General features: G+C 71.0%; 2 protein-coding genes. Both read left to right on the top strand.

Translation table 11 applies throughout. The features are described 5' to 3' along the window. Window positions 1-631: PD-(D/E)XK nuclease family protein (locus tag RT567_RS15200; protein WP_313577081.1), on the top strand; the 631-nt coding region annotated here is incomplete at its 5' end. Then, the coding region (gene addA, locus RT567_RS15195; protein ID WP_313577080.1) for a double-strand break repair helicase AddA at window positions 628-3,304 on the top strand (2,677 nt) is incomplete at its 3' end. The genes RT567_RS15200 and addA, both read left to right, overlap by 4 nt.

The raw sequence follows: 3,304 nt of genomic DNA, 5'->3' as shown, positions 1-3,304 counted from the left end.
CCTGCTGCTGGAGGAGCTGGGGGCCCACGGCTTCGAGGACGCCGCCATGGCCCGCGAGGCGCCGCTGGCCAAGAACGCCGCCCGCTGGCTGGCCGGGTTCGAGACGAACCGACGCGCGCGCGGCGTGACCCTGCTGATCGAACAACAGGGCGCGCTGACCTTTGAGGCGCCGGGCGGCCCCTTCACCGTCAAGGCCTACGCCGACCGCATCGAGGTCGGCGCCCTGTCCGCCGCCGTCATGGACTTCAAGACCGGCCAGGTTCCGTCGGCCAAACAGATCAAGGCGGGCTTCGCGCCCCAACTGACCCTGACCGGCGCCATCCTGGCCGCCGGCGGCTTCAGGGACACCAACGGCCCCGTGCCGCCCGAAGAGCTGACCTACGTCCGCATCGTCGGCCGCAAGAAGGCGGGCGAGGTCGCCGTGCGCGCCGCCGGGCCGGAAGCGCAAATCCTGTCCGACGCCGCCCTGCAAGGCCTGATGGCCCGCGTCGCCGAGTTCGACCGTCCGGAGACGCCCTACCTCTCATGGGCCGCACCTCATCTGATGGGCAGCTACAGCCCCTACAACCTGCTGGCCCGCGTCTGGGAATGGCACGTCATCGGCGGCGGCGAAGAAGGAGAGGCGGAATGAGCGCTCTCAACCCCCAAAGCCTGAACCCCCAGACCCGCGCCGCCGACCCGGCCCGCTCGGTCTTCGTCACCGCCAACGCCGGATCGGGCAAGACCACCACCCTGGTCAGCCGGGTGGCGCGCCTGCTGCTGGGCGGCGCCGCGCCCTCGGCCATCCTGTGCGTGACCTACACCAAGGCCGCCGCCGCCGAGATGCAGGCCCGCCTGTTCGAGACGCTCGGCAAGTGGGCCGTCATGGACGACGGCGAACTGTCGGCCGAACTGGCCAGACTGGACGACAGCGACCCCGCCGCCCTCAACCCCGCCCGCCTGTCCGAGGCCCGTCGCCTGTTCGCCCGCGCCCTGGAGACGCCCGGCGGGCTAAAGATCCAGACCATCCACGCCTTCTGCGAAAAGCTGCTGCGGCGCTTTCCCATCGAGGCGGGCGTCTCGCCGCGCTTCACCGTGCTGGAGAACGAGGCGGCGATCGCCCTGTCCCACGCCGCGCGCGAAGACCTGGCCCGCGCCGCCCTCAGCGACGCCGAGGGGCCGGTCGGCCAGGCCTACAGCCATTTCGCGGTCGAGCTGGACTGGGGCCGCTTCCAGGATCTGCTGGCCCTGATCGAGGCCAAACGCGCCGAACTGACCGACTATGTCGCCCGCGTCGTCGACGGCCGAGCCCCCGCGCCTCACGCCCTGACCGGCGCCGATCCGCAAAAGACGCCCGAGGACATCGAGGCCGACTTCCTGCGCTGGCTGGACCGGGGCGAGGTCCGCCGCATGGCCGAGCTGACGGCCACCGGCTCCAAGACCGACAAGGACCGCGCCGCCGAACTGATCCACGCCCTCGACCACGACTGGAGTTTCCACGGTCTCGGCGTCGTCTTCCTGACCGGCTCCGGTTCTCCCCGCAAGTCGATGGCGACCAAGCAGGCGCCGCCCGACGCCGCAGGCTGGCTTGCCGATCTTCAGGACAAGTTTCTGGCCGCCCGCGACCAGCTGCGCGCCGCCAAGGTCGCCGACGACACCATCAGGCTGCTGACCCTCGCCAACGCTCACGCCGCCCTCTACGAGGCGGCCAAGACGGCGCACGGCGCGCTGGACTTCTCGGATCTGGTGGCCCGCACGGTCGAACTGCTGACCGTCCGCTCGACCGCCGCCTGGGTGCTGTACAAGCTGGACGGCGGCGTCGATCACGTCCTGATCGACGAGGCGCAGGACACCGCCCCCGAACAGTGGGCCATCATGCGCGCCCTGACCGGCGAGTTCTTCACCGTCCCCGATACCGACCGCACCGTCTTCGCCGTCGGCGACGAGAAGCAGTCGATTTACTCCTTCCAGGGCGCCCGGCCTGAACGGCTGCGGCAGGAAGCGCAGGTCTATGACAGCCTGATCACCGGGGCGAGCGGCGCCTTCGAAGGCGTGCCGCTGGAGACCTCCTACCGATCGACCGAGGCGGTGCTGACCTTCGTGGACGCAGTCTTCGCCACGCCCGAACGCGCCCGGGCGCTGGTCGGAGAAACGGGCGAGATCCCGCATCACACCGCCGCCCGCCAAGGCCAGCCCGGCGCGGTCGACCTGTGGCCCCTGTTCGTGGACGAGGCCCCGCCGGAGCGCGACGCCTGGACCGATCCCGTCGATCAGGAAGGCGCCGCCAGCGCCCGCAAGCGTATGGCCCAGACCCTGGCGCTCGAGATCAAGCGTCAGGTCGAGACCGGCGCCGTCGTCTTCGACAAGGGCGGGACGCCTCGCCCCTGCGGTTACGGCGACTTCCTGATCCTGGTTCGCCGCCGCGATGCGACGTTCGAGGAAATCATCCGTGGCCTGAAGGCGGCGGGCGCGCCTGTGGCGGGCGCCGACCGGCTGAAGCTGTCGCAGCACATCGTCTTCGACGACCTGAAGGCGCTGGCCCGCTTCGCTCTCTTCCCCAGCGACGACCTGACCGTGGCCGAGGTGCTGCGCGGCCCCTTCTGCGACGTCGACGAGGACAGCCTGTTCGACTTGGCGGGCCGCGAGAAGCGCGACGGCCTGTGGCGCGAACTAAAGCGCCGCGCGGGCGAGCGGCCCGAGTGGAGCGGAGCGCTGGACCTGTTGCGCACGGCGCGCGACGCCCGCGCCAGCGATCCCTTCGGCTTCTTCTCTCGCCTGCTGAACCGGGTGGATGCGACCGGCCAATCAGGCCGCGCCCGCATCCTAACCCGACTGGGCCGCGAGGCCGAGGAAGCCATCGACGAGACCCTCAATCAGGTGCTGGCCGCCGAAGGGCGCGGCGGGACCGATCTGGAGACCTGTCTCGCCCTGTTGGAAGCCGCCGACGTCGAGGTGAAGCGCGAACTGGAAGGCCCGCGCGGCGAGGTCCGCGTCATGACCGTTCACGGCGCCAAGGGGCTGGAGGCGCCGGTCGTCATCCTGCCCGACACGACGATGAAGGCGAAGGCGCAGGGGCCGTCGTTGATGCCAGTCGCCACCGAGAGCGGCGAAGCCTGGCTGATGTGCCCCGGCTCGTCGAAGGAAGACTGCCCCGCCTCGGCCGACGCCCGCGCGGCGCGCGAGGCGCGGGTCGGCGATGAATCCCTGCGCCTGCTCTACGTCGCCCTGACCCGTGCGCGCGATCGGGTGATCGTCATGGGACGCGGCTCCAAACGCGCGCCCGAGGCCGGGGACTGGTGGTCGGTGATCGAGGAGACCTTCGACC

Source organism: Brevundimonas sp. (assembly GCF_032107865.1).
Classification (GTDB): Bacteria; Pseudomonadota; Alphaproteobacteria; order Caulobacterales; family Caulobacteraceae; genus Brevundimonas.
This window is presented reverse-complemented; position numbering and strand designations above follow the sequence as displayed.